Origin of the sequence: Streptomyces noursei ATCC 11455, from assembly GCF_001704275.1 — a bacterium.
Classification (GTDB): domain Bacteria; phylum Actinomycetota; class Actinomycetes; order Streptomycetales; family Streptomycetaceae; genus Streptomyces; species Streptomyces noursei.
The window spans coordinates 7,839,351-7,861,852 of record NZ_CP011533.1 but is presented as its reverse complement, the minus strand read 5'-3'; the positions used below and the strand labels follow the sequence as shown (position 1 = coordinate 7,861,852).

The 22,502-nt window shown below is 66.0% G+C and carries 17 protein-coding genes and 3 pseudogenes; 10 read left to right on the top strand and 10 right to left on the bottom strand.

The window, feature by feature from the left end:
• Positions 1–12 precede the first annotated feature (12 nt).
• The 3 genes and pseudogenes from SNOUR_RS43540 to SNOUR_RS33525 all read right to left on the bottom strand — a co-directional run.
• On the bottom strand, positions 13–249 hold the full coding sequence (locus SNOUR_RS43540) for a helix-turn-helix transcriptional regulator (protein ID WP_079143617.1): 237 nt from the start codon (positions 247–249) through the stop codon (positions 13–15).
• A gap of 1,149 nt (positions 250–1,398) precedes the next feature.
• Positions 1,399–2,631, bottom strand: coding sequence for an IS701 family transposase (locus SNOUR_RS33530; RefSeq protein ID WP_079143615.1), 1,233 nt, complete (start codon positions 2,629–2,631; stop codon positions 1,399–1,401).
• A gap of 131 nt (positions 2,632–2,762) precedes the next feature.
• A pseudogene (locus SNOUR_RS33525) lies at positions 2,763–3,569 on the bottom strand (alpha/beta hydrolase); the annotation flags it as partial.
• Positions 3,570–3,651: 82 nt separating this feature from the next.
• Here SNOUR_RS33525 and SNOUR_RS33515 point away from each other — a divergent pair.
• A protein-coding gene (locus SNOUR_RS33515) for an IS3 family transposase (RefSeq protein ID WP_099055743.1) occupies positions 3,652–4,814 on the top strand; the annotation gives its coding sequence in 2 pieces (ribosomal slippage) (positions 3,652–3,936 and positions 3,939–4,814; 1,161 coding nt in all).
• A 32-nt stretch (positions 4,815–4,846) separates the two neighbouring features.
• Here SNOUR_RS33515 and SNOUR_RS33510 read toward each other — a convergent pair.
• Positions 4,847–5,185: pseudogene (locus SNOUR_RS33510) on the bottom strand (OB-fold nucleic acid binding domain-containing protein); the annotation flags it as partial.
• Positions 5,186–5,717: 532 nt separating this feature from the next.
• On the opposite strand from SNOUR_RS33510, the gene SNOUR_RS33505 reads away from it, so the two are divergent.
• From SNOUR_RS33505 to SNOUR_RS33495, 3 genes and pseudogenes are all read left to right on the top strand, one after another.
• Entirely contained in the window at positions 5,718–5,912 is a 195-nt protein-coding gene (locus SNOUR_RS33505; RefSeq protein ID WP_067358992.1) for a hypothetical protein, read from the top strand.
• Positions 5,913–6,096: 184 nt separating this feature from the next.
• Entirely contained in the window at positions 6,097–7,131 is a 1,035-nt protein-coding gene (locus tag SNOUR_RS33500; protein ID WP_067354573.1) for a hypothetical protein, read from the top strand.
• Between the two features lie 56 nt (positions 7,132–7,187).
• Positions 7,188–8,686, top strand: a pseudogene (locus SNOUR_RS33495) (amino acid permease).
• A 351-nt stretch (positions 8,687–9,037) separates the two neighbouring features.
• On the opposite strand, the gene SNOUR_RS33490 reads toward SNOUR_RS33495, so the two are convergent.
• The 3 genes from SNOUR_RS33490 to SNOUR_RS33480 form a co-directional block, all read right to left on the bottom strand.
• Positions 9,038–9,688: a hypothetical protein gene (locus tag SNOUR_RS33490; RefSeq protein ID WP_312634281.1), complete on the bottom strand. Its 651-nt coding sequence runs from the start codon at positions 9,686–9,688 to the stop codon at positions 9,038–9,040.
• A gap of 74 nt (positions 9,689–9,762) precedes the next feature.
• The gene (locus SNOUR_RS33485) at positions 9,763–10,860 is read right to left on the bottom strand and encodes a WXG100 family type VII secretion target (protein ID WP_067354567.1); all 1,098 of its coding nucleotides are present in this window, start codon (positions 10,858–10,860) and stop codon (positions 9,763–9,765) included.
• Position 10,861: 1 nt separating this feature from the next.
• Entirely contained in the window at positions 10,862–11,176 is a 315-nt protein-coding gene (locus tag SNOUR_RS33480; RefSeq protein ID WP_067354566.1) for a type VII secretion target, read from the bottom strand.
• A gap of 387 nt (positions 11,177–11,563) precedes the next feature.
• Between SNOUR_RS33480 and SNOUR_RS33475 the strand changes: the two genes are divergently transcribed.
• The 5 genes from SNOUR_RS33475 (at position 11,564) to SNOUR_RS46485 (ending at position 14,372) form a co-directional block, all read left to right on the top strand.
• A complete protein-coding gene (locus SNOUR_RS33475; protein WP_159425958.1) occupies positions 11,564–12,211 on the top strand; it encodes a hypothetical protein in 648 nt (215 codons plus the stop codon).
• Positions 12,212–12,508: 297 nt separating this feature from the next.
• Positions 12,509–12,880 carry a hypothetical protein gene (locus SNOUR_RS33470; protein WP_159425957.1) on the top strand — a complete coding sequence of 124 codons (372 nt, stop codon included), beginning with the start codon at positions 12,509–12,511 and terminating at the stop codon, positions 12,878–12,880.
• 258 nt (positions 12,881–13,138) lie between these two features.
• The gene (locus SNOUR_RS46490) at positions 13,139–13,294 is read left to right on the top strand and encodes a hypothetical protein (protein WP_159425956.1); all 156 of its coding nucleotides are present in this window, start codon (positions 13,139–13,141) and stop codon (positions 13,292–13,294) included.
• 398 nt (positions 13,295–13,692) lie between these two features.
• On the top strand, positions 13,693–13,932 hold the full coding sequence (locus SNOUR_RS33465) for a hypothetical protein (RefSeq protein WP_067354557.1): 240 nt from the start codon (positions 13,693–13,695) through the stop codon (positions 13,930–13,932).
• Positions 13,929–14,372 (top strand): hypothetical protein, encoded by a 444-nt coding sequence (locus tag SNOUR_RS46485; protein ID WP_159425955.1) that lies wholly within the window; start codon positions 13,929–13,931, stop codon positions 14,370–14,372. The genes SNOUR_RS33465 and SNOUR_RS46485 overlap by 4 nt, the downstream gene beginning before the upstream one ends.
• Positions 14,373–14,573: 201 nt before the next feature.
• Here SNOUR_RS46485 and SNOUR_RS33460 read toward each other — a convergent pair whose 3' ends face one another.
• The 3 genes from SNOUR_RS33460 to SNOUR_RS33455 form a co-directional block, all read right to left on the bottom strand.
• Positions 14,574–15,317 (bottom strand): immunity protein CdiI family protein, encoded by a 744-nt coding sequence (locus SNOUR_RS33460; RefSeq protein ID WP_067354554.1) that lies wholly within the window; start codon positions 15,315–15,317, stop codon positions 14,574–14,576.
• Positions 15,318–15,649: 332 nt separating this feature from the next.
• Positions 15,650–16,045, bottom strand: a complete 396-nt coding sequence (locus SNOUR_RS46480) for a hypothetical protein (RefSeq protein ID WP_159425954.1) — start codon at positions 16,043–16,045, stop codon at positions 15,650–15,652.
• A gap of 94 nt (positions 16,046–16,139) precedes the next feature.
• Complete coding sequence (locus SNOUR_RS33455; protein WP_312634272.1) at positions 16,140–20,186, bottom strand: nucleic acid/nucleotide deaminase domain-containing protein; 4,047 nt, start codon at positions 20,184–20,186, stop codon at positions 16,140–16,142.
• Between the two features lie 416 nt (positions 20,187–20,602).
• On the opposite strand from SNOUR_RS33455, the gene SNOUR_RS33450 reads away from it, so the two are divergent.
• Positions 20,603–21,556: an FG-GAP repeat domain-containing protein gene (locus SNOUR_RS33450; RefSeq protein ID WP_312634270.1), complete on the top strand. Its 954-nt coding sequence runs from the start codon at positions 20,603–20,605 to the stop codon at positions 21,554–21,556.
• Positions 21,557–22,502: the final 946 nt, after the last annotated feature.

Sequence of the window (22,502 nt, the reverse complement as noted above, 5' to 3'; positions counted from 1 at the left end):
ACACGTTGCGCCTCAGACGCCGACCGTGCCCGCGGACCGATGCTGTGGAACGGCGCTCAGCGGGCTCAGAGCCGTGTTGGAGCGGGCGTCGGCCTGTTCTTGTTCGCGGATCCAGGCATCGAGGACTTCCCGTCGGTACATGACGCGACCACGAGGTCCCATACGGAAGCTCGGTGGCCCCTGCCGACGGTGCCTCCAGACGTAGCGGGTGTGCGGTGAGAGACCGAGGTACGTGGCAGCGTCCTTCACCGTGAGGAAGGCCGCGCGGGTGGCGTGGCTACACACGTCGGCGGCGGGCAGCGTTTCCGCCGGTCGCGGTACTACCGCTGTCACGAGGGCACCTCACCATCGCAGCGGACGATAGGGCTGACGGAGAGTGCGTGCTGACCTGCCGTTGCTGAGTGGAAAAGAGCAGGGGGTATCGCGGATCGACACATGAGAGGGGTGTTCCTTGCGAGGGAGCGTGCGGGGCAACAGAGCGGGTTCAACAGCGCCGGGAGCCCATGCTGAATCACAAGGGCCTCGCCGTGTTTGAGCGATGAGGCGCTACGAACTTCAGGGCGCAGCAGGCGGGGCCGCTCATTACCTCCTTCGCGTCTTTGCGGCGGTATCTACTGCGTTCGCCACGGCTCCACCGCCAAGTACAGCCGGGTGCGAACACCATCAAGGCTCTGATGCGATCCCCGGTTTCGGCAACCGGGGATCGTCTGCTATGTATTGCCCTGCACGACAAAAGACTGGCCCTCGCCTCTGTTTCAGCCTCGGTCAGGGCGCCAATCGATAGGCCCGGAGTGCAGAAGTCGCACCGTCGGTGACAAGCACCACCAGCCCGTCGCCGGTGAGGCGACCGAGGTTATGGGCCGCAACACGCTCGGAGACGCCAACCGCGCGGCCTACCTGCCGAGTTGCGGCTCCCGGGTGCACCGCGATGTACGTAAGAACGACACGGTCACGGCGGTAGCCATGTTGCAGCAGTTCCTCGCCGAACAGCCCGGCCGCGCAAACGAAAGACACAGCGCGGCGGAAAGGGCCCCGTAGTCCTCCTTCTCCTGGGCAGTCCATGCATTCAGGGCACCGAGCGCCAAAAGGGCGGGTGCAGTGAAGCGGTGGATCGGATAGCGGGGTTCGACAGATGGACCTCCTTGGGGCCGAGGGGGCGGGCCGTGAGCCGAGTAGCGCGGGCTGCGGGCTGTCGTAGGGGCCAGCTGATATGCCGAGCACCGATGGAGCCTGCGTCCCGTCGCTGACCTCGCGTTTCTCAGGAGGTTGTACGTTGACATGGTCGCGGAAGAGGTTCCAGTCCTTTGGGGCTCTTCCCCGTCTGCCGTCGGCGAATCCTGTCCTTTGTCATCCAATCGAGACTCTTAATACTCCAGCTGTAGATCGTGATCTTCATGTCTAGGTTGCGGCCTGCCGCCGGTAGTGGCCGGTTTGGGCTCGGGCCTGGTGGCGGCGTCGCCAGTCGGACCAGCCGAGTCGGTGGGCCGTGTCGTGGACGGGCTGGACGACGAGGGTGATGAACAGCCGCTGGATTTCGTTGCAGGTCAGTGAGATCAGATCGGTGGGGTCAGGGGTGCGGGCGTGTTCGTCGGCCCGGACGATGGCGAGAAAGGCATGGGCGAGCATCGCCAGGGTGCCCCAGCGGGCCCAGGACACGAACCGTCGAACCTGGTGCTCATCGAGCCCGGCCAGGCCCTTCTCGGACTGGAAGGTCTCCTCCACTCGCCACCTTGATCCGGCGACCCTGACCAGGGTGGTCAGCGGCACGGTTTGGGGTGAGTAGCAGCGGTAGTAGGCGCGTTCACCGGTGGTGCGGTTGCGGCGGATCAGCAGCTGACGGCGTCCCGGGCCGGGACTGGCGGTGTCGATGACAGCCCAGTCGTACAGGCGGTGGCCCTTCGCGCCGGCTCCAGCGGACAGCTTCTGCCAGGCTCGCTTGGGCAGCCTGTCGGCCAGGGCATCGGCCCGGAACTTCCCCGCCCGGGTGGTCACTTCGGCCGAGCAGGCGACGGCGAGGACATAGCCCAGACCGCGCTTTTCCAGTGCGGCCCGTAGCTTCGGGTTGCCGCCGTAGACCTCGTCCCCGGCCGCCCAGGAGGCGTGATGCCCGGCGTCCAGGAACCGTTCGATCATCACGGTGGCCAGCTCCGGCTTGGTTGCGAAGTCCCGGTCTTCCGGGATTCCTGCGGCCCGGCAGCGGTCGGCATCAGTGGTCCACGAGCGCGGAATGTACAGCTCGCGGTCCACCGCGGCGTGCCCGCGGCTGCCGGCGTAGACGAGGTAGACGGCGACCTGGGAGTTCTCGATCCGGCCAGCGGTACCGGTGTATTGCCGTTGGACCCCGACGGTGTGCGCCCCCTTCTTCACGTCACCGGTCTCGTCGACCACCAGCACCGCCCCGTCGTCGTGCAGATGCTCGACCACGTAGCTGCGGACATCGTCACGGACCGCATCCGCGTCCCAGGACGCCCGGCACAGCACATGCTGCATCCCGTGCGGGGTGGCTTCCCCAGCCCACTCAGCGATCGTCCAGCAGTTCTTGCGCGGGAGGTCAGCCAGAAGACCGAGCACCAACCTCACTGTCCGGCGCCGGGGCTCGACTCGGGCGAAGCGGCCCGCGATGCGGCTCATCAGGGCCTCGAACGCATTCTGCCAATGGGCGAGATCTATGCTGTGACCTGCGGCCACCGTCTCTTCGTTGGTCCACACAACTCACGATGATCAACGGTGGTCGCACCCATGTCCGCACCGGCGGTCAGTCCCTACGATGGCGTAATCCGGTCGCGCAGCCAGGAGTTGATGCCGCTGAGCGCCGTGCTGGCCATTGTCGTGGGGTGGCTCGTGAAGCCGTGAGGTGACTCGGGGTAGACCCGGAGCTCGACGTCATTGCCGGCCGCTGACAGCCGACCTGCCAGCGTCAGGTTGTCCTCCAGCAACACGTCTGCGCTTCCGACGATCAGCAACGTTGGGGGAAGCTCGCCAAGGACGCCGTAGAGGGGAGAGATGTCGGGAACAGTGCGGTCTTCCACATGGCCGGCGTACGCCTGGATGAAGTATTCGTCCGCGATGCCGCGGCCGGCCGGGGTTCGTGCGCTCAAGTCGTAGGTGCCGAATTGGAGTGCAGCGCCGGTGAATCGACCAACGGCACCTTTGTCTCTCAGCCTGAGCAGGGTCGCCAGGGCGAGTGTGGCTCCCGCGGAGCTCCCGCCGATCGCAAGTCGGGACGTTCCGAAGCGGGCATCAGCTTCTTCGACGAGCCAGAGCGCCGCTGCTTCACAGTCGTTGGGCGCCGCTGGCCAGGGGTGCTCAGGCGCCAGCCGGTAGTCGACGCTGACAACAGCGAGCTGCAGGGCGTCTGCGAGCTCTCGGTTGCGTCCGTCGCCTCGCGCTGCGGAGTCCATATAGAAGCCGCCGCCGTGTATATCCAGATAGACGCCCCGCGGCGGACCGTCGATAGGCGTGAAGATCCTGACAGGGACACGCGCTTCCGCGGCTTCAATCGTCTCCTCGATGGCAGGCGGATCGGCGGCACGAGGAGCAGACCTCTTCGCTCGTGCCTCCATGAGCTCTCCCAGTGTGCTGGGGTCTGATGCACGATCGGGTGACATCTGAACTGGCTTGCCCTGTAGGGCGGGTGGGAAGGATGTCGCTGTGCCCAAGCCCTATCCCGAAGAGTTCCGCCAGGACGTCGTGCGGGTCGCGAGGAACCGCGGCCCGGGTGTGACAGTGGAGCAGGTGGCCACCGACTTCGGAGTCCACCCGATGACGTTGTGGAAATGGATGCGTCGGGCGGACATCGATGACGGGACCAAGCCCGGAGTGACCAGCCAGGAGAGCACGGAGCTGCGGGAAGCACGTCGGCGGATCAAGCTGCTGGAGCAGGAGAACGAGGTCCTGCGCCGGGCTGCGACCTATCTGTCACAGGCCCATCTGCCGGGAAAAGGATCTACCCGCTCGTGAAGGAGCTGGCCGCAAACGGGACGCCCGTCGCGGTCACGTGCCGGGTCCTGAAGCTCGCCAGACAGCCTTACTACCGCTGGCTCGACAAGCCGGTGACCGACACCGTACCGGAGGAGGCATACCGCGCGAAAGCGCTCTTCGACGCCCACCGCGACGACCCGGAATTCGGCTACCGCTTCCTAGCCGATGAAGCTCGCTGTGCCGGGGCCCGGATGGCGGACCGGACCGCGTGGCGGATCTGCCGGGACAACCGCTGGTGGAGCGTGTTCGGCAAGAAGCGCGGGAGAATCAAGAAGGCCGGGCCGCCGGTGCACGACGACCTGGTCCGCCGCGACTTCACCGCAAACAGGCCGAACCGGCTGTGGCTCGCCGACATCACCGAACACGCCACCGGCGAAGGGAAGTTGTACGTCTGCGCGATCAAGGACGTGTTCAGCAACAGGATCGTGGGCTACTCCATCGATGCGCGGATGAAGTCCCGCCTGGCCGTGACCGCCCTGGAGAACGCCGTCGCCCGGCGGGGACAGGTCGACGGATGCATCCTGCACAGCGATCGCGGCTCGCAATTCCGGTCGCGGAAGTTCGTCCGGGCACTCGACCGGCACTGCATGGCCGGATCGATAGGGAGGGTCGGGGCGGCCGGCGACAACGCGGCCATGGAGTCCTTCTTCAGTCTGCTGCAGAAGAATGTCCTCGACCGCCGGAGCTGGTCCACTCGCGAGGAACTGCGGATCGCGATCGTGACCTGGATCGAGCGGACCTACCACCGACGCCGCAGACAAGCCGCGCTCGGGCGGCTGACCCCCGTCGAATTCGAAACCGTCATGACCACACCGGCCCTCCAGGCCGCGTGACCGAACCTGTCACCCAAACCTGTAGCAGACCCCTCCATGCCGGTGTGCTCGTCGATCGGCAGTGGCGTGGCGGTCAGGTTCAGGACCTCGACCGCTTCGGGGACGATTTCCAGGCCGCCGAGTTTTACCCGGGCGGCGTCGACGACACGGCCAGTGATCTTGATCGCGGACTCAGGCGTGAGGGCTTCGAGCTGGTCCTCCAGCAGCCCTCCGTCACGCTTGTGCGTCACCTGCGCCATGCCGGTGTTGTCCCGCACGATGACGAACTGCATCTTGCTCTGCAGGCGGAGGGCGTTCACCCATCCGCAGACGGTAACGGTACGGCCGACGTGTTCTCACAGGTCGGAGACGTGTACGCGGCTTTGGATCATTTCGCTCCTCCGAAGGACGTCGTCATGATCCCTTGGGAGTGCGGGCGAGAAGGGCAACTCGCGGTGCCACCGCACTTTCGCCGCCACCAAGTGGCGGCCTCATTCAGGCCCGGTGACGGGGGCCGGCCGGCGGGGCATTGGACCACCAGGCGGGGTCGTTCCTCCCCGCGCTCAGGAGGGTCTTCGCCTCGGGGCGCGGGACCGCCTTCCCAGCTGCCGGCGGCTCTCTTAGCTCGCGTGATCCGTGGCTACTCGTCTCCGTCAACGCGTTGCCCAGCAGGATACGGAGTGACCGGCCCCGGGGGCAATCAAGAACGGACACAAGAGCGGGACGCGTCGATGAGCGCACCCACGGACGGTCCTGAGCGGCCTTGGGAGAACCCCGGCCGGTTACGCCACGCCCTGGCCGGTCAGCTGGCCAAAGAAGGCTGGATCGCGACTCCGGCGGTCGAAGTCTCGCTCCGCCGCGCCCCTCGTCGATTCACCTCGTCGACAGGCGGACCGCCCGATGCCCTCGCAGAAGGGGTCCGGCATGGGGATTAGCATCTCCGTCACTGTTCTTCTAGCGATCACCGTGTTCGCGCTCGTCAGGAAAAGCGGTCTCAAGGCCGGTCACGCCGCTGTCTGCATCCTGCTCAGGTTCTACTTGGCCAGTTCGTCGCTCGCACCCACGATCAGCCGTCTTACTGCGAGCCTCGCCAACGTCGTTGGCGGGATCAAGCTTTGAGCACACACCGCACTCCTCGCCCATTCTCGCGAGGCCGTTTCCGGAATTCTCTGAGGACTTCCATGAGCCCCCGCATACCGACAACTCCACCGTTACAGAACGTGCAACTAACCGGTAAAGCCATGGGAGTTAGGGACCCTCGGCTGCTTGCATTACTCCCGGCGGGGAGCATCGGGACGGCCTGATGAACCTGCTCTATCACCCTGCGGGTGCGGACGATGCGCTACGTGCCGCGATGACCGAGTTGGCCGTCGGCCGGTGGATGTCGATGCGCGGTCTCCTTGTCGAGACCGGCTCGAACTGGCCGCTGCGGAGTTTCCGGACACGGGTACTCGGCATCATGGCGGCCGGCTCCGATGTGGTGGAGGCATGGTTGGCCGAGGAGCCAGACAGCTACGACGCCCAGGTGATGCAGGCTCGGGTATCGGTGGAGCGGGCCCTGCGGGCACGTCGTCAGCAGCACGCCTCCGCAGGGCGGTTGGAGCAGCGCGCGCGTGTCCTCGCGGCGTCAGTCTCCCAGCATGATTGGCGGGATCCGGTGCCGTGGTTGTGTCTGCTTACGTTGGCGCAGCTCGATGCGGGGCAGGTGTGGCGGGAGCATCGTGTGCGGGCGGCAGAGCCGATGCTGCCGGCAGGTCCGTGGGGGCTGCTGTGTGAGGTTCACCGGCGTGATCCGTTCAGTCGGGAGGCGTACCACCGGATGGTCCAGTTTCTCCTGGCGCGGCGGGTGGCGGAGGCGGGGGCGCTGGCGGAGGTGATGGACTTCAGCCGGTGGGCGGCGTCTTGGGCTGCGGAGGGGTCGCCGCTGCTGTTGTTGCCGCTGTACTCGCTGGCGGAGCAGTTCCGGCGCCGAGGTGGGCGGTGGCGGCCTGCGACGTGGCGACTTCAGTGGGCCGAGGAACCCACCATCGGCTACACCCTGCGGGCATACGAGGGGTGGTTTCGGAAGGCGGATTCGGGCTTGAGGTCGGTGTCCGACCTCAATCATCTGGCGTGTGCGTTGTGGGCGGGGCACAAGCTGGTGCAGGCGGCCGAGGTCTTCGACGCCATGGGTCCGTACGCGGCCTGGGAGCCGTGGGCCTCGGTGCAGGACTACGGAGACCAGCAGGACGCCGCCAAGGCCCTGTTTCTGCGGGCCCGGTCCGAGTCGTACACGGCGAGGTCGCACGCTCGGCACCGCGGGCCTGTCGCTGGGCAGCAGACCCGCCCCTCTGCCTGACCTTCCTCCCTCGCTCCAGGGGGTTCTGTCCGTTTCTCTGATTTGGAGGTCATCCCATGTCTCACCGATCCTCTCGCTCCCGCAGTGCTAGGTCCGATGACCTGGTGCTGAGGGAGCTGGGCTACACGCAGCAGCTGACCCGCCGGATGACCGCGTTCGGGAACGCGGGGGCCGCCTTCACCGTCATCAGCGTCCTGTCGGGGTGCATGACGATGTACGGCTTCGGCATGGCGACCGGCGGGCCCGCGGTCATGATGTGGGGCTGGGTGGCGGTCGGGTTCATGGTGCTGTTCGTCGGCGCTGGCCTGGCCGAGGTCACCTCCGCGTACCCCACCAGCGGCGCCCTGTACTTCATGGCCCACAAGCTCGGCGGCAAGAAGTGGGGCTGGTACACCGGCTGGCTCAACCTCCTCGGACTGTTGGGCGCCATCGCCGGCATCGACTACGGGTGCGCGCAATTCACCGCGGCCTTCCTCGGCCCGCAGTTCGGCCTGGCTGCGAGCCCCGGCACCACCTTCGTGATCTTCCTCGTGATCCTCCTGCTGCACGCCGTGCTCAATCTCCAGGGTGTGCGGCTGGTCAGCCTCTTGAACGTGGTCAGTGTCTGGTGGCATCTGGCCGGCGTCGCCGTCATCGTCGGCGCCCTGCTCCTGGTCCCCGCCCATCACCAGTCCGCGTCGTTCGTGTTCACCACGTTCGTCAACGACACCGGGTTCTCCTCCACCTGGTACGTCGCCCTGATCGGTCTGCTGATGGCGCAGTACACGTACTCCGGCTACGACGCCTCGGCGCACCTGTCGGAGGAGACCACCAACGCGCAGGTCGCCGCCCCCAGAGGCATCATGCGGGCCATCGTGTGGTCATGGGGGGGCGGGGTTCGTGCTGCTGGCCGGGCTGACCTTCGCCATCCAGGACTACACCGCCACCCAGCATGCCGACGTACCCCCGGCACAGATCTTCCACGATGCGCTCGGCCCGGGGGCGGCGAAGGTCCTGCTGCTGCTTGTGATCGTCGCGCAGCTGTTCTGCGGGAACGCAGGGACTGCCGCCTGTTCCCGCATGATCTTCGCGTTCTCCCGTGACCGGGCACTGCCCGGCTGGCAGTTCTGGCAGCGGGTGAGTGGTGGTACCCCGAGGGCGGCTGTGTGGCGGTCGGTGGGGGGCGGCGGTGCTGGTCTTGCCGTCGTTGTACAGCGCAACCGCCTACGGTGCGGTGACCGCGATCAACGTCATCGGGATCACTCCGTCGTACGCGGTTCCCATCTTCCTGCGGATCAAGAACCGGCGGCGTTTCGAGGCCGGCCCGTGGAACCTGGGCCGCTGGGGCGTACCGGTTGGCATCGTGGCGGTGGCCTGGGTGGCGTTCGTGACCGTGCTGTTCTGCCTGCCGCAGCACTACCCGGTCACCGCCGACACGTTCAACTACGCGCCGATCGCGCTCGTCGCGGTACTGTCCCTGGCGACCCTGTGGTGGTGGCTGGCCAAACGCACCTACACCGTGCCCACCAGCCAGACCGACCGCGACCTGGCCAACCTGGAGCGTGAGGTCATCTGATGCCCCTGACTCCGGATTCCCTCAGCAAGGTTCCACGAATGTCTGCACCTTCACCACGAGCGACAACCGCGCGGCCCGGGCCGACCTGCCCCGCGCGGGACAGACGCATCTGGACAATGCCCTGGCCGCGTTGTGGTAGTCCCATAGCCACAGACGCGTTCAGCGCGGACGTCGTGGCGCACTACGCCTCCCTTGCGCTGCCGTTGTCGGGGCGGCGCGAATGGGCAGAGGAATGAACAGACAAGCCCGTACCCATCAGTGGGCTCGGTCGGGCACGAGTGGCAGCCTCGGGACACCGGTGCCGCTCGGCTGCATACCCCGCCCCCGGCATTTGAGGGCCGCTCCTCCTCGTTAGCCACCAGTTGTCTCCGGCCAGTGCCATGTCTGTTCGGGAAACGCACCAACAATGGCGATCAGCGTGTCGGCCATCCCCTGGATCTCGTCGAACGGTTGGCGGCCACGGGTCCAGCCGATGATCCGGTCGCCATCGATCCGCCAGCCGAGGTGTGCCCGGCGGGTGAGTTGGTGGACCTGTTTGGTGTCGATGAGCACGGCGAAGTCAGGATCGACCGATTGACGGCGTACGGCGTCCAGAGGTCCGCCGCCGGGGCGGTCCTGGTAAGTGCCGGCGGATACGGGAATGGCCCGGCGCTTTCCTTTCTCCGTCTCGCTGATGAAGGTGCCTGAGGTGAACGCGGTGGCGGGCAGAGCCCGGGGCAAGGTGACAACAGCGACCGAGTAGTCGTTCCATGTCTCATTTGCCCCGGGACTGCCTCCCCCGGACTTGCGTGCGGTGTGGTGGAAGAGGCTGACAGGGCGGCCCTGGATGGTTCCCTGGAAGATGTGGCGAATGGAGTTGCCGCGGGGACCGAGACTGAACGGGTAGCCGTCCTGCTCGAAGGAGGCCAGGTAATCCGGGGCTCTCTTGCGGTAGGCCCAAGCCGGGTCTTCCCGGAAGTGCTTGATGCTCTTACGGACGCGGAACACAGTGAAAAACTCCACAGCAGTGCAGGAGAAAGCCGTGCCGCCTGAATGGCTCACGCTCCAAGCAGGACGAATGGCGGATACCCGGCGCTTTAATTCTCCAGGTAGTATTCAATGGCGTTGCCTTCAGCGTAGATAATGCCGTCGGCGTCGATCTGCTGCCAGGCAGGAAGCTTTCCGCCCCGGTCACTCGCCCGGTGCTCGCCCCCACCGTAGAACTTTTTCCCCGCATGATTGACGGAGCCAGCGGCGGCTCCGGTCGCGCCGCTGGTCAGCATGTCGGGCAGGATGTCGGAAGCGTGCTTGGTGTTGTTGCCGGGTTCGGCGATGTCCACTCCGTCAGCTGCGCCCTGCCCGACTGCGCTAGTGGCACCCCCCATTACTGTGTTGCCGAGTACTCCCTTGCTTTCCAGCAAGTCCGCTGCGGCCGTCCCCGGCTTCCAATCCAACCCGCGTGTGTGACTTGATTCCGACCACGCCCGAACCTTGCCGCTCAGCGCCTCACCACCGATGCCGAGGGCCGCTCCCACTCCGCCGGCCACAGCGGCATCCTGCAGATCCTGTTTCCAATCGACGTCTTGCCCGGTGACTTGCTGCCCAATGACGTTGCCGAGGAAGTTGGCGCCGGTGTTCTTGCCGAACTCGATGGCGAACTTAAGCAGCTTGCTGTCCTCCATCGCCGTTTTAGTCTTCTCCAGTATCTCGGCGACCTTGATCAGGAGCTGGCCGAGCTGGGTGATTTCGCCCGCCGCCTCGGCGATTTCCGCTTCGGCTGCGCCTGCCGCGACGGCGTCGGAGAAGCCCGCGGTCACCACGGACAGGCCGATGCCGATCGCCGCTGTGATCGCGAGTTCCTCGATCACATGGTGGACCATCTCGTTGCCCTTCTGGATGGCCTCCGCGGTCCTCTCCAGCTGGTGCTCGACGGTGGCGAAGTGTGGCAACGCCTTCTCCACCTGGCCTTTGGTGTGTGCCCAATGCGCGTGGAAGGCGTCGGCGGCGGCACCGGTCCAGTTGTCTTTGAGTCGGGCGACCTCCTGGTCCTGGGCCTCGATCGTGTTCTTCAGGTCATGGGCCATATGCCGCCATGCTTCAGCGCACGCCCGCAGGACGGAGGGATCCCCGCCGGGGTTGAACAGGTCGAAGCTTTTCTCAATCTTCGGCTGCTGCTCCTGCTGTTGCCCCGTCATGTCACTTCCCTCCGAACTGCTGGGCCTGCGCGGCGTCAGATGCCTGGTACGCGGCCACCGTGTGGTGTAGGCCCTCGGCGTAGTGCTGCAGCCCGCTGCGTAACTCCTTCAGGGCGTCCACGGTGCGGCGGGTCATCTCGACATACTTGGCCAGCGCGTCAGTCGACTCGGACATCACACCGAAGGCGTCGTCCACGTTCTCCGCCCGTGCGGCGAAGGTGCTGATGCTCCCTCCTAGGTGATCGGCGGAGGCGGCGAAGTCCTTGCTCAGGGCCGTAACAGGCCCAGGATGAATCGAAAAATGCTCATGGGCCATCGCAGTTCCCCCTGAGAAAGCCGTGTGTGATCACTCCCGAGCGTAGGCAGACGCGCAAGACAGATCGCGTTCACGAGCCACCGATTTCACGCATCCTTGACACCGTCGACCCCAAGTCCCTGTAGACGAGTTCATAAGGCAAGTCGAACTCACCCGACATCGACACGTAACGTATGCAACTGTCCAGTAAGTCATGGGAGATCGCTTGCGGGACACCTGTGGTTCAGGCGTGCCACACCCCACTCAACCAACGGGCGATGGTCCAGCAGTTCTTACGCGTGAGAGTCGACAGGAGCCTCCTCACCAGATCCCGTACCGCTTGCGAGTGGATGCACGACGGCCACTGTGACGGGGGGACGGAGCCGGGCGTGGATAGAGTCGGTGTCCATGACGTTCGGGGGTTGTGGCAGTGGCCAGGGAAGTCAGCTCGGGCAGGGCGGTGGTCCAGGCGGCCGTCACCAAGGCAGTCCAGGCGGGTACATACTCGGGGTCCTCGGTCTCCTCTGGGCCTTTGCCCTGTGCTACTACGGTGCGTCCAACGCGGCCGTCGCCACCGGACTCGCGGGCACCCACGGCACGCTGACCGTGGGCAGGTGCCAGGCGCATTCGGGTGGGGCGCATTACGGGCCGTCGAGGCAGTGCGAGGGAGTCTTCCGGCCAGACGGTGACCGGAGGCCGGACGGCGATCAGCGTATTGACGAGGAAAGCGGCGGACGGGAAGCGCGGGCGCATATCGCGTCATGGACCGCGCAGCCGGGCGAGGTGATCGAGGTCCGGAAGGGCACCGGCGAGTATCTGCGCCCTGGCCACAACTCGCCAAGAAGGTATCTCTTCTTTGCCTTCGGCGGGCTGCTGGTGGCCGCCGCCATGCTGCCCGTCACCGTCCGTGGAACCGGGCCGCGGGCGCTCCGAGAGGGCCGCAGTCCCCTGACGGAAGTGCGCGGAACGTGGACTGGCAAGATCTCGAAGTGGCTTGCGATCATCGGTGCCATCGGTTTGGCGGCTGACATCCTCTTTGCCCTTGCCGTCCCGTAAGACACGAGAATTGGGATCGTCATGTGCCAGTCGTAGCATGGGGTTTGAGCGTCAGAGTGAGACCGCCGCAGCGCGAGGGGGCACGGCGTTCCTGGTCCCGGGACGTCCCTGGGCGAAGTTCTAGGGCCCGCCCGCTTTGGCATCAAGGCCATGGGGCGGGCCCTCCGAGTATGCAGCCAGCAGCTCGGATGGAGAGAACATCGCTCACGTTGCGGCAGGCAAGCGCACCGGCCCGGGAGTCGTGCTGCGGATCCTTCGGGCCGTCCGGGCGCTCTTCACGCACCTAGGGTCGTGGGCATGAGCACCATGCATCCAGACGTGCGCCGAGTTCGAATCGCCACGTGTCCCGAAAGGGACGCGGTCATCGAGATCGATGGACGCGATGTCGCTTCCGCGGTTGAGGCGTACCGGATCACGCAGACCGTCAACGAGGGCCCCGAGGCCACGCTGTACGTGAAGCAAGGCTGGCGTGGCATGGAGTTCGAGGGCTTGGCCGAGGTGTTTGTGGAGCCGGCCGATGTCCGGCATGTGGTGATCGGGTTCTTGGATGCGGTGGACTGGCGGAAGCTCGACGAGGCCGTCCTGGTGCGGGGTGACCTGGACGGTAAGCCGGGGGAACTGACCCGCGGGCTGCTCAGCCAGCTGAGGGAGTGGGCTGCGGGTGCTTGAGCGGTCGGCGATATCCCGGTTCGCTGAGCGTCATCTGATGCCGGACAAGGTGCAGGTCAGCCGGGGCAGCGGCGAAGACGTACTGGATCCGGATGCCGGTGATCTGGTGCCGGCTGCGCCGTTGATCGTGTACGCGGACAAGGCGGGCTTGTATCCGCATCAGGAGCGGATCCGAAGCAGGGGCTCGGGGCAGGATGGTGCGTGGGTCGAGGAGGTCCGGGCCGGCTACCGGCTGCTGCTGCCCCCGATGCTCCGGAGGTGTGGGAGAACGACACGGTGCTGGTCGTTGAGGCCCGTGATGAGCAGGCTGTGGGCCGCACGTACCGGGTGGCGGCGCAGGGTGAGGTGTCGTCGGTGCCGGTGCTGCGCACGGTGTGGCTGGAGGAGCACAACCGGAAGCCGGTGGCGCGGTGAGCGGAGGCGTGTTCCAGCACCCGGCTGAGCTGGCTGCCGCGCTGGAGCGCGGGGGGGGGAGGGCGGCGCTGGCAGCGGCCGATGTGGCGATGCGGCACAGCGCGATGGCCCTGGTGGTGGAGGTGCAGCGTCGTGCGTCCGGCCGTCCTGGGCCGCGGGCGGTCACGGGCCGGTATCGGGCGTCGTGGCAGTCCGACGTGCACCGTGCCGGGCCGGTGATTGTTGCCGAGGGTCGGTACGAGTGCGCCGCAGGGTCGCCGGTTGGAGTTCGGGTTTGTCGGGGTCGACAGTCTGGGGCGGCATTATGCTCAGCCGCCGTTTCCGCACCTGGGGTCTGCTGTGGAGGGGTTCGGACCAGTGCTGGTGCGGGAGCTTGGCCAGGTGGTGGTGGAGGCGTTGTGAGCGACATGACCAGCGACGTCGAGGTGGCCTTGGCCGGTGTGCTGGCCGAGCATGAGCGCGGGCTGCTTGCGCGTGCCGTTGTCGTGGCCGAGGTCTTCGACGAGGACGGGGAGCGCAGTTTGTCGATCCTCACTACGCCAGGGGTGATGGAGTGGGATGCGCTGGGGCTGTGCCGGTACGGGGTGCTCAGCATCGAAGGCCCGGCTGCTGCCTACTTTGCGGGAGGCGACCTGTGATTGAGCGGGCGCTCGTAACCGAGGCCCTGCAGGTGATGCTGACTGCCGCGACGGGCAAGCCGTGCGGTTTTGGCCGGCTGCCGGTCGTCAGCGGGAAGCCTTCACCACTTCCGTACACGGTGCTTTACCCACAGGGTGGATCGGTCTGCGGGGCGCCGTTGGCGGACAGGTCGGAGGACGCCCGCCTCGTCTACCAGGTGACGGTTGTGGCGGCGCGTGCCGATCAGGCCGAGTGGCTCTCAGATCGTGTACGGGAAGCAATACTGGGCCGCACTGACGCTGGCCAGTGGGCAAACGCGATCGAGGTGTCGGGGGTGCGCGTGTGGGCGCGGGAGATGCTTGCAGATGATGGTGTCGATCCGGGTGGGGCTGGCCAGGGCGTGGTGACAGCAGCAGCGCGATTTGGGCTGCTGGTCTCAAGCTCGGGCTCCGGGGCCTGAGCTGCGTGTTCAGGTCAGTATCGTGCGAGTTCGGGGGTCGTACGGCATCGCGGCGGACCTGGCGGCCGGCCACGGTGCCCCGAAGCCCGCAGCCGTCCTGGCCCTGCTCGTCCTCGTTGGCGCTATCTCAGGACCGCCCGTCAAGCTCGCTGGGCCCGCACTCGGGTGAGTGCGGGCCCGGTGGTGCATGGGGTGCGAGCGTTACAACTGCCAGTCCCCCTGCCAGGTGATGGACGTGAGCGCGGCCAGGCCCCCATTGGCCAGGCCCTTGTAGGTCACCGTCCGGGCGGGACCCAGCTCGTGTGCGACCCGTTTCGCCAGGTCCAACCCGTCCTGGAACAACCACTCCCACTCGGCGTCGTACTTGCCCTCCTCCCGGTCCCGCAGGTGCAGGTTCAGCGTGGTGTCGATGCTCTTCGCCCACGTGTACAGGTCGGCGATGAGGTTGTCGGACAGGTCCAGCGCGGCAGCGGGATCGTCCGGAAAGAAGTCCCCGAACCCTTCGGCGCGCAGCGGACCGAACGCGTACTCGCCCTCGACTGTGACGTCGACCGGATGCGGGGGCGTGCCGCGCTCGTCGCGCTCCCAGTGCAGGCGGTTACAGCCCCAACACAGCCACTTCGCCGTCCGTTGGCGCTCGTCCCAGTAGCGCACGGACCAGGACCATCCGAGCCGCCGGGCTAGTTGCTGAGTGGTCGCCAGCCCATGTTTGACGTGTTTGCGCAGGTCCGGGCGAGAGGTGAAACCTCCCGCCGGGCGGGACCGCGACCAGGCACGCAGTGCGTCCGCCAGGTCGGCCGGGAGAGCCAGCCGCTCGTCGTCCAGCGGGACGGTGCGGGTGTAGGCGCCGAGGTCGTCGTAAGCCGCGGGGTCCTCGGGCTCGTACAACGGGGACGGCCCGCCCCGGGCCTGCACGAGCACGGGGCACGGTTCTTCGACTGTCATGCGGGATCGGCTCCGATCACATATCCGTTGGCGCCCACGCTAATGGCCACGCGCTGGCTTTGGCCGTTGAAGACGACCTCGCAGGCATTTGATTTGAGATATGAGTAGAAATACCTGGAAGCTGTTCGCGGTGCATCAGACGCTCTCCGTAGTCTCGCGGAAGCGAAACCCATTGTGGTTGAGACGCGATAAAAGCCTGGAGCTGTCTGGGACCGCTCATCGTCCCTGAGTTTGCCGTACCAACCTCACTCGCCCATCTCGGCACTGAGCCATCCGGACCCGAAGGTCCGGATGGGGTACTCAGGATCTTCACGGGCTTTACCTCAGCCCTCTCATGCTTCATCTTCCCAGACGCGGATCGCCAGCGGGCGCATGTCGTCGTCTGCAATATCGGCCCGAAAACCTGCCGATGCAAGAATTCCAATCATCGCATCCCGCATATGTGAAACAACGGCTCCGGAATGCCGGATGGCTGGCACCTGAAGTTGACCGTTTCGCACACCGTCGGCTGCGGCTTGGGAAAGGCTCGGGTGTGGATTCCAGCTCACGAAAACCCCTCCTGCTGAATCGGCGCCGAGGTCAACTTCAATCTCCGCGCCTGCGCGCTCTCCTGCGTCCTCCTGCCGGAAGGTGGCGATTCCAGCCAGCTCCAACTCCCGGCGAACCTTATCGGCCAGGGCGTTTCGATTAGCGACGATCTCATCGGAAGCGTTGGTGTAGTCAAACATGAACACTCTTCCCATGTTTAGTGGTTGGGGTTCTACAGGAGTATGGTGGGCATCCACTGATGCCCACCATACTCCTGAACTTTGCGCGCCTGACTCAGCCGGACGCGGCGATCATTTGTTTCAACAGTGTGTTGGATGCCGCATTCAAGACAGCGTCATCGCCCCAGGGCACGGACCAGCTGATAGGTGTCCCTGGTTTAAGGGCGTCTTCGAGAAGGGGTCCACATGCCGAACAAGGCTGACGTTCACTATAGAGGGCTGCGATTTGGCTCGGTTTAAACCCTCTTGCCGCCAACTGGTCCAGAATGTGGTTCTCCGAATGATATCCGTTGCCCTTGCTGAAACCGATCACAAGGTCACCAGTCTTACTGTCATTCCAACCTGGAACTCTCGCGACGGCAACGTTCCGTCCGGGGCTCACCCCAGACGCGGCTCTGGCCTTGTAAGCCGCGTTGCTCAGCTCATTGCCGTTGTAGGCGATGATCCCTTCGCAGGCGTTCCCCGACTGGGAAGCTGCGAAGACTGCGGCGCGAACGCGTCTGGTGCAGACCTTGAGCAGGTCGTCGACGGCCTTGATCCCGCTGCCGAGAAGGGCCTCCTCCGACACGCCAAGGGCCCGTAGCCCCTTCCACGCATCCGCGAACCCAACCCCGGTTTTCGCTGAAGCGTCGAGGGCGCGAATCCCCTCGGCGAGGGCGCCCAGGGGCTTTCCGACAGGGGCGAACATGGCCAGGGTCCAGGCACAGCCGGACTTGCTGCCATGGAGACATTTCGTGACATCGCCGAGGATGACCTGGTAGAGGACTGTGCCAAGCACATCGCCGAAGAGGTTCTGCCAGCCCAGGCGGATGATGTCCGAGCCGCTGAAGTGATGACTCCACTCGCTCGTCTGGTTCTTGAAAGTTTTCCTGTCGAGATATCGCCAGGCTTTCTTGGGGCATCCCTGCGCGGTGGCGAGGGCGCTTTCCTCGGTGCACAGGTAGAAGTCAGCGACGATGTCTACGTGGATGGTGTAGGTGGCGTTGCAACCGATCAGGGGTGCATTGGCCGGGCACTCGCCGAGCTGTTCGGCGCTGATCAGCTTGGACGCGTTCTCGTCGATGACGTAGAACACTCCACCGACGCCGGTTCCGGCACCGTCGGCGATATTCTGGTTTGCCTCCTTGCGCTCGGCCTTGTCCGCGGCGCCTTGCGCGTCTTCGGCGTATGTCTGTGCTTCCTTGGCTGCTGCTTCGGCAGCGGTGGCATCCGCGTCCGCACGGTTAGCAGCTTCGCGGGCCTCGTTGGCGGCCCGTTCCGCTGCATCGGCGGCCTGGCGGGCCGCTTCGGCGTCGAGGGCCGCCTGGTCGGCGGAGGCGCGGGCATCCTTGGCGTAGCCCTCGGCCCGTCCGGCTGCCGCGTCGGCCGCTGCGGCGTCCTCGGTAGTCTGCCGGTCGTGTTCGATCGTGCGTGTCAGTGCTTGCGCGGCCTTGGACGCGGCTTCAGCGGCATCGGCCGAGTAGCCGAGTGCTTCGTTTGCGTAACCGCGGGCTTGTGATGCGTAGTTGGCGGCGTTGGCGGCGCTTTGGTAGGCGGCCTTGGTGTCCGCGGCGGCCTTGTCGGCAAGGCTCTGGGCGAGGGCTGCTTCCTTCTTGGCGTTCTTGGCATGCGCCTCGGCCACAGCGGCCTGTTGCTCGGCGATGGTCTTCGTCCCCTGGCCGGAGAGCACAACCAGGGGTGCCGCGGAGTCGGTGGTGATGTAGGGCGAGCCCAGTTGGATGGCGTCGTTGGCCGGCATGGCGACCTGCGCTGCCGCTTGGCGGGCGTCGGCGGCTGCCTGGGCGGCGGCATAGGCGAAGCCTGCAGCCTTGGCCGCTGCTGCCCGGGCTTTGCTGGTCTCCTTCTGGGCTTCGTCGGCATGGGACTTGGCGTCTTTGGCGTGCTGTTCGGCCTCGTCGGCGTCCTTGACTGCGGCGTTGGCCTCGGCGGCGGCATGTTGGGATGCGGCGATGGCGTCCGCGGCGGCGCTGGTGGCCGTCCTTACGGCGGCGTCGGCCTTGAGCTTGTCGGCCTGGGCTGCGTCGGACGCGGCTCGGGCCCTGGTTGCGGCGGCTTCGGCACGAGTGGCTGCGGCATCCGCGTCCGCTGCGGCCTGCGTAGCCGCGTTGGCTTCACTGCGTGCCGACTTGGCCGCTGATTCGGCGGTGTCGGCGGCGTGGTCTGCCGTATCGGCTGCGGCGCGGGCCTCTGTGGCATTGTCGTCGGCGTCGTGTGCGTCGGCGTAGGCGTCCTTGGCGTCCGCCTTGGCGCGTGCGGCGTCCGCCTTCTGTTCGGCGTCCCAGGCATCATCCCGCTTGGCCTTGGCGTTATCGCGGGCCGTCTCGGCCGCTTGACGTTTCTGGGAGGCCGTGGTTGCCGCGGCGTCGGCCTTCTTCTTTGCTTCCTCCGCCGTCGATTGGTAACTCTCGGCGTTGCGCTTGTGCTCGGCGGCCTCCGCCTTCTTGGCGTCCGCTCTCTCCTTCTGAGCTTTGGCCGTCTTCTCCTCAGCCTCCGCTGTCAGTCGCTTGGCGTGCGCATCGGCCGCCGCGGCCTTGGCGTCGGACTCGGCCTTGAGAGTCTCCTGCAGCTTGCTTTCGGCAGTCTCTTTGTCCTTTTTCGCGTTGTCGCGGTGCTCCTTCGCGGAGGCGGCGGACGCTTTGGCCTGCTGCTCGGCGAACTGTGCCGCCTCTTTGCGGAACTCTGCCTTCGACTGGGCGGCCTGTGCCAGCGCGCGCTGCGCGATCGTCGCACTGTCGGAGGCCGAGGCGTGCGTGGCCGCCTCGGCGGTCTGCGCGGCGACGACCATGGCGTCCAGTGCGGCTGCCGCGCCATGGGTGACCTGTGCTTTTTGCTGGGCGACCAGCAACCCACGCCCGCGCGGTGCCCCGTTGGTGTCGGCGGTGGTGTAGGCGGCCTGTTCGGCGGTGTCGGTGGTGGTGACGGCCCGCTTTGCTGCGGCTGCCTGCTGCTTGAGCAGGATCAGCTGGGACTTCGTCACCGACTGGGCGTTGGCCAGGCTCTTCTTGGCCTTGTCGAACTGCGCCGCGTCGGGCTTGGTGGGCTTGCTGCTGCCGGCCCCGCCGGGTAACCAGTAGGACTGCCACCGGGCAACATGGTCGGCCACCCAGGAATTGCCCAACATGTTGCCGAGGATCTTCGCTCCGGAAGCAAGGGCCTTGGTCGCGTCGGTGTTTGCGTCCAGAATCTGATTGCGCTGTGTGGCCTGCGAGGTGATCTCCTGCTGCCACTCATCGGCCGCAGTGCTCACTTCGTTGCCGAGGACCTTGTCGGGGTCGATCGGGTCGCGCCATGTGCATGCGGCGAAGCGACTCTTGAGGTTCTCGACCGCGATGCGGAATTCGGCACTGTCCGGCTCCGGCGCCGACTTGGGAAAGCCTCCCGACTCCAGGAAGATCCGGGCGTTGTCGGCGCCCATCGGCTCTACCGTCTGGTTCAACAGGTAGTCGTACGCGTCGTGCTCGGCCAGGGCACGGTTCCACTCATCGCGTGGCAGGCTCGGGTCCGGGTCGTTGGCGTACAGCGAGCCGCCCTGGGCCGCCACCGCGTTCCTCGTGGCCTTGTCGGCCGAGGTGGTGGGGTCCTCGTAGAACGTGTCCTCTTGCTGCCAGAAGAGGCCGGCGTACCACTGGCCGAGGCCGGTCTGATCGTAGAAATCCTTCTTCCCATCGCCCGGGGAACCGGGCGGCCAGTGGAAGTCGGAGTCCGTGAAACCGCCTGGCGTGTCCAGGCCCTCCAGGGGTGCCTGCCACCCCTTGGCTAAAGCTCTGAGGTCCTCTATGGCCTTGAGGGCGGTGTCCTTGTCGCTGCCGTAGGAATGGCCGAGTGGGGTGTCCCCCCAGTGCTCACGGTTGGCCAAGGTGTGCAGCTTGTCCGGGGGTTGGTTGAGGCCGTCCTGGGCCGTAGCCGCCATCGACGTTCCGCCCAGTCGCAGCACGTCGTTCATCAGGCACTGGTCTTGTCGCAGCCGCTCGGCCGCGGTGTCCTCTTGCCAGTCGTAGGAGTCACTGACCCTGCTGGTGCGGTCGTCCTGTTTCGGTGTCAGAGCTCCCGGTTGAGCGGCCAGCCCTGCTACCAGAACCAGCGCGGTGACCGGCGTCAGCACTGGAGCGAGGCGTATAAGTCTTCGTTTTCTTCGCCCACTTGACGACGTCTTGGGGGGCAACTCGGCTCCTTCCGCGTGTCGCCATTGGCGGCACGAATGAGCATGGGCCTGACATAAATCCCCTCAGTTCATGGGCGCTGGCGCCGAGTTGACGGCAGGGCGAACTGACGCGAGGCGGACATCAGACCGCATCAACAGACTTGGGATTCACTGATACATCACAGGATGCACACACTAGGCGCACAGCATGCACATATGGCAAGATCCGGGAGGCGGCCAATCCCCACAGCGATCGTGCGGGCTGCCCGGTGTGACTCGCGGTCATATGCAGTGGTTGCACTGCTCGTTCGCAATGAACCGGAGCATTCAAGCAGCCAAGATCTGCGACAGCCCGCCAACGCCGACCATCACCTGCGATGTCGATCCAGTTCACAGGAGATCCCATGCCTGGCCTCACCAACTACCGCCATGACAGGCTGCTCTCACGGCTTACCGCCACGCTCGCTGTCGCAGCCCTGATCACCACCACGGGCAGTGCCGCATCAGCAGACACCGGCACACCGGCTAGGGCGCCCGACGCCTCCCAGATCACGAAGGCAGCCCGCGACGCAGCCTCGGCGCGGCCTCGTTCACCCCAGGCGTCCGCGTCACGGGCTGCGGTCTTCGGCATGTTCGCCATCGACACCCAGGGCAACCTCTACTCCTACGCAGCCGACAATGCCCAGGTCCTCGCTCCCCGCGAGCTCCTCGCCACCGACTACGGCAACGTACGGACGGCCAGCAGCACCGATGACAACGGGGACGGTGTCGCCGACGACACCTGGGTCTGGACGACCGACGGCGGCATGTCCAGTAGCTACGGATACGTCGGAGGCGGCTGGAACATCTACGACACAGTCTTCTCACCAGGCAACCTCGGCGGCGCCCCCGGCTACGACGTGCTCGGACGAGACTCATCCGGCCTCCTGTGGCTGTACTTGGGCTACGGCGACGGCACCCTCACCGACCGCCGCAAAGTCGGCGGCGGCTGGGACGCATACACACAGATAGTCGGCAAGGGAGATCTCACCGGAGACGGCTGGCCCGACATCGTCGCCCGCGACGCCTCCGGAGTCCTATGGCTCTACCAGGGCACCGGAGACCCCGATGCCCCCTTCGCGGCACGTACGAAGATCGGGAGCGGCTGGAATGCCTACGACGCCCTGGTTGCCACAGGCGACATGGACCTTGATGGGAAAGCCGACCTTATCGCCCGTCAGCCCAACGGCGACCTCTTCTTCTACAAGGGCACCGGCAACGCAGCCGCCCCCTTTGAACCGAAGCGGAACATCGGCTACGGCTACCAGAATTACCGCGTGATGTTCTCCTGAACAGCCAGGCCAGCGGTCTGTATGGATGTCGAGCAGCGAGGCAAGGCGGGCGCCGGGCCGAGCCGGCTAGCGTGCAGGCGATGGACGGCAGGACCGACCACAACAGCGGCGTCTTACGGGCGTGCGGCGAAGTCAGCCCTCGATCTGCTCAGCAAACGTCACCGCGGTGCACGGGCTGTTCGGGCACCGGAAATGGCACAATCAGCTCGATGGCCACAGCGCGGCCGCCTATCGCGGCGTCGGTCAGTCGTCGGACATACTGCCCGTGCAACCGGCTTGGGGGTACCAGTCACGCAAGGTCGCCTCTGAGGGGCTACAGGGAGCGGGACGTTGTACTTTCCTGGTGTGCCGCAGCATGCCTCACCTGCCGTGACAGCAGCTTCCGGCCTCCGATCAAAGTCAGGATGGCGATCGCCGAAAAGGTGATGCCACCAAGTCCAAAGAGGGCGCGCTACCACCACACCCAACCCAGACCTGGCGCAACAACGTTCCCGATCATGATTGGTGCCCCGAGAAGGACTGCGAAGAGGCCGCGAGCATCCCATGACCACAGTGAGGTTCGGCGACCGTCACGCTTGTACGGCAGAACGACACACGCGACACGTACTGCCAGGTCCCGTTCCGGAGCGCGCTGCCGCTTCCCGCGTCGTGTGACTATCTCCATCGATCCCCTGAGCCGTTCGGACTGTCTTTCATCATGCCTTGAGGCATGGCCGGCATGTTGGTGGTTCGGTGAACGGAGCGCCCACGTCGGACTCGGCCGCATCGGGACAGGGCGTTCTTCTCGGCGCGCGGCCGGTCTCCCCGCACCCGATCCACCGGTGACGCGAACCATGGTGGCGGAAGTGGGCTGCTCGCAGCCCACCGAGTCACGGACAACACCGTCCTGTGTTCGCGGCGGCCCATCCGCACACTCCCACCCGCCTCATTCATGAAGGACAACAAG